The 3,972-nt window shown below is 67.0% G+C and carries 5 protein-coding genes and 1 riboswitch; of the genes, 3 read left to right on the forward strand and 2 right to left on the reverse strand.

All coding sequences use genetic code 11. From position 1 onward, the window contains the following. The coding region (locus tag WAN71_RS25900) for a magnesium chelatase domain-containing protein (protein WP_422228062.1) at positions 1-365 on the reverse strand (365 nt) is incomplete at its 3' end. After that, positions 365-733 carry a YraN family protein gene (locus WAN71_RS25905; RefSeq protein WP_422228063.1) on the reverse strand — a complete coding sequence of 123 codons (369 nt, stop codon included), beginning with the start codon at positions 731-733 and terminating at the stop codon, positions 365-367. The genes WAN71_RS25900 and WAN71_RS25905, both read right to left, overlap by 1 nt. Positions 734-877: 144 nt before the next feature. Beyond that, positions 878-938, forward strand: a riboswitch (Fluoride riboswitch). Between the two features lie 168 nt (positions 939-1,106). On the opposite strand from WAN71_RS25905, the gene WAN71_RS25910 reads away from it, so the two are divergent. The 3 genes from WAN71_RS25910 to WAN71_RS25920 form a co-directional block, all read left to right on the forward strand. Beyond that, positions 1,107-1,406, forward strand: a complete 300-nt coding sequence (locus WAN71_RS25910) for a PE family protein (protein WP_422228064.1) — start codon at positions 1,107-1,109, stop codon at positions 1,404-1,406. A 14-nt stretch (positions 1,407-1,420) separates the two neighbouring features. Next, a complete protein-coding gene (locus tag WAN71_RS25915) occupies positions 1,421-2,776 on the forward strand; it encodes a PPE family protein (protein ID WP_422228065.1) in 1,356 nt (451 codons plus the stop codon). Positions 2,777-2,959: 183 nt separating this feature from the next. Then, positions 2,960-3,972, forward strand: a 1,013-nt coding sequence (locus WAN71_RS25920; protein ID WP_422228066.1) for a cation:proton antiporter, incomplete at its 3' end; no start/stop codon positions are given.

Consider the following 3,972-nt stretch of genomic DNA (forward strand, 5'->3'; position numbering starts at 1 on the left):
ACCCCGCGCACCGGCCGAACCCGTCCGTCCAGAGCCAACTCGCCCAGTACCACGACCGCCTCCAGCTGTCGCCACGGCGTCTTCCGCTGCGCCGACAACACCGCGGCCGCTAAGGCCAGGTCGTATACCGAGCCCATCTTCGGCAGCGTTGCCGGTGAAAGCGCCAGCGTGAGGCGAGACATCGGCCAGCGGTTGTTGCAGTTGGTGATTGCTGCGCGGACCCGGTCTCGTGACTCCTGCAACGCAGCGTCGGGCAGCCCCACCAGGTGTACGCCCGGTAGGCCCGAGGTGATATCGGCTTCGATCTCTACGATGTCGCCGTCCAACCCCAGCACCGCGACCGAAAACGCACGCCCCAGCGCCATCAGCCGACTCCCTGCAGGTGACTGATTTCCGGGGTGCGACGTCGGCCGATGCGCACCCCGATCACGTCGATGCGCACCGCCGCCCAACGTTGCTCCTGACCGGCCAGCCACATCGCGGCCAGCCGACGCAATCGGCGCGCCTTCTGCTCGGTGACCGCTTGCGCCAGACCGCCGAAACCGTCGCCGGTGCGGGTCTTGACCTCGACGAACACCACGGTGTTGGTGGTCGGGTCGACGGCGACCACATCCAATTCGCCGTATCGGCAGCGCCAATTTCGGGTCAGGATCCGCAGTCCCAGCCCGGTCAGGTGATCGCTGGCCAACTGCTCACCGAGCGCGCCGATTTCGGCCCGCGTCAACATCGTCATGCGGCCACCCTGCGGCAGTGCACCGACGCGAATATTCGTCACGCCGCCGTCGCTGCGAGACGGCGACCGGTTATCCCCAGTTGCGGGGCCATCCACAGCCGGCCAGCGCGCCGCGTTGCATCCGGAGTTTAACCGCCGTTAACATCGCGTTCAGGCGATGAAGCTCGCCTTAACCGCCGTACCGGCTGATGGCTTCTACCCGTGGTGCACGGGATTAGAAGGCGGGGTGGGACCAGTGAGTCAAGACCCCCTTATTGCGCGGCGGATTCAGCCTATTGACCTGATGGCGCGCGGTATCACGCGCCATTGCGCGGCGGCATGCCGTTCCGCGGAGATCATTAACCGCAATTGACACCTAGTGAGAGGAAGACCGATGTCATTCGTCACGACTCAACCTGAGGCGCTGAGCGCCGCCGCCACCAGCCTGGCTGGTATCGGCACCACGATGAGCGCGCAGAATGCCGCCGTTGCGGCGCCGACGACGGGTGTGACACCTGCCGCTGCCGACGAGGTGTCGGCGCTGACGGCAACCCAATTCGCTGTCCATGCGCAGATGTACCAGGCAGTCAGCGCCCAGGCAGAGGCGATTCATCAGTTGTTCGTCAGCACGCTGGGAACGAGCGCGATGTCATATGCGGCGACCGAAGCCGCTAATGCCATAGCGGCCGGTTAAGACGGGATAGGACAATGGATTTCGCGTTGTTACCACCGGAGGTCAACTCCGGCAGAATGTATGCCGGCCCCGGCTCTGGGCCGATGCTGGCGGCAGCTTCCGCCTGGGATGGGCTGGCCGCCGAGCTTCAATTCACGGCAGCTTCCTACGAGTCGGCGATCTCTGAGCTGAGCGGCGGCCCGTGGCTCGGCCCGTCGTCGGCCTCGATGGCAGCAGCGGCCGCACCGTACATGGAGTGGATGACGGCGACCGCGGCGCAAGCTGAACAGACGGCCACACAGGCCAAAACGGCGGCCGCGGCCTATGAGGCGGCCTTCGCCATGACGGTGCCGCCACCGCTGATTGCGGCCAACCGCAGCCTTTTGATGACCCTGATTGCGACCAACATCTTCGGACAGAACACCATGGCGATCGCGGCCACCGAAACCGACTACGCCGAAATGTGGGCTCAGGATGCCGCCGCTATGTACGGCTATGCCGGCTCCTCGGCGGCAGCGTCGACGTTGACACCGTTCACCTCACCGCCGCCGACCACCAACCCGGCAGGGGCGGGCAGCCAGGCTGCCGCGGTGGCGCAGTCGTCCACGTCGGGCGGTTCGCAGCTGATGTCGGCGGTCCCCCAGGCGCTGCAGGGGCTGGCGTCGTCCGCGGCGGCTTCGACACCAGCGCAGGCTGTGTCTGATCTGCTGACCCCGCTCTCGGTGGCCCTGACGTTCCTGGAAATCCCCATAGGCACGACTTCTGTCGGCTCCTCGGCGACGAGCATCTCGGCAGCGTTCACGGGGGTCTGGACCAACTTCCGCGGCTTTTCGATCAATGCCGACCGCGACTTCGCTCACGGAACGGGCCCGTACACGGGCTATGGGCCGGGCGCCGCCAACCTGCCGAACTGGTTCTTCAACGGCCAAGGCAGCGTCGGTTCACCCTCGAACGCGGCGGAGGCATCCGTATCCGCCGGGCTGGGCCAGGCAAACACGGTCGGCAGACTGTCGGTGCCGTCGGCTTGGACGGTGGCGGCGCCCGAGATACGACCGGTCGCCTATACGCTGCCGATCACCGGCGCTGCGGCCGCACCCGAGATCGCTGCGGGTAGCTCCGGCAACCTGTTCAGCAACATGGGCCTCGCCGGTGCCGCCGGGGGCGCTGTCGGCAGCAGCGCTTCCCTGGGACGCGGCGATCAGCGGATCAGGATGACAAGCCGGGACACCCCGAAGCCACCGCAGCAGTCGCAGCGCGAGCCGGTGGCGGAGATCGCTGCCGAGTTGGCCGAGCTTGCCACGCGGGCGCAATCGCTTCTCGCCAAGCTGGCCGACTCCGGGCTGATGACCGCCGACGAGGTGACGCAGCAGAGACGACGCTTCCTCGGGTGATCCGCCGGGCGAACGTTGGCCGCTTTACGCCGCCGGACGACGCAGCGCGCCAGAATCGATGGCAACATGCGTGCCGGAGCGGTCGAGGATACCCGGGTTCGCCAGCCATTACGCTGAGTTAGCCAGTCACTGCAACAGCTGGCGGTTGATCGATACCGGCCCGCGACGCTGGGAGGGGGAGTTGTGATTCCGGCAGGCTACGGGATCCTGCTAATTTGCGGACCGTTGGCGGCCGTGGCGGCGGTGTGGGTGGCCGAGCGGATCGGCGTACCGTATCCGGTCTTGCTGGTGGGTGTCGGAGCGGCGTTCAGCTGGTTGCCGGGGGTCAGCGTGCCGGTGCTGTCGCCGCACGTGGTGTTCTACGTGTTTCTGCCACCGTTGATCTACTACGCGGCGTATTTCATTGCCCCGGACGATCTTCGCGCCAATGCCCGGCCGATCGGTCTGCTGTCGGTAGGCCTGGTGATAGTCACCACGGCCGCGGTCGCCGGAGTTTTGATGGGTCTCGCGGGTGTGCCACTGGCGGTGGCCTTGGTGGCCGGAGCGGTGGTGGCGCCGACTGACGCGGTCGCCGCGACATCGGTGTTCAAGCGGCTGGACGTGCCGGAGCGGCTCGCGACAATCGTTGAGGGAGAGGGACTTACCAACGATGGCACCGCTTTGGTGCTCTACGCAGGCGCGGTGGGCGCCGCAACCGTCGGCGCGATGCGGCCCGGCCCGCTCGCGGTGACGCTGCTTGTCGCCCCGGCGGGGGGTGCTGCACTCGGCCTCGCCGTCGGCTGGGTGGCTGTGAAGATACGGCGACGAATCGACCAACCGTTGTTGGAGATCACCATCTCGCTGGCGACGCCGTACCTCACCTATGTGCTCGCAGAGGCCGCCCATCTGTCGGGGGTTTTGGCCACCGTCGCCGCCGGCGTTTACGTGGGTTCGCACCTGAGCGCCATCTTCGCCCCGGGCGCGCGACTGCAGGCCTTCGCGTTCCTCGATGTTCTGGTGTTCCTGCTGAATGCAGTGCTGTTCACGCTGGTCGGCGCCGAGCTTGTGCGCTCGGTGCACTGGGTGCCTGAGCTGCCCGCGCTGCGACTGGTGGCGGCGATGTTGGCCGTCGTCATCGTGGTGATCGCGTTGCGGCTGATATGGATGCTGTTCGGACCGGTCACCGCGAAGCTGCTCGGGCGCGCACGCGCCGAGCC

It is taken from the genome of Mycobacterium sp., from assembly GCF_049280035.1.
GTDB lineage: Bacteria > Actinomycetota > Actinomycetes > Mycobacteriales > Mycobacteriaceae > Mycobacterium.

Excerpts from the sequence above, each read along its gene's own strand:
- WAN71_RS25905 (WP_422228063.1), bottom strand. The coding sequence starts at position 733 with ATGACGATGTTGACGCGGGCCGAAATCGGCGCGCTCGGTGAGCAGTTG.
- WAN71_RS25910 (WP_422228064.1), top strand. The coding sequence starts at position 1,107 with ATGTCATTCGTCACGACTCAACCTGAGGCGCTGAGCGCCGCCGCCACC.
- WAN71_RS25915 (WP_422228065.1), top strand. The coding sequence starts at position 1,421 with ATGGATTTCGCGTTGTTACCACCGGAGGTCAACTCCGGCAGAATGTAT.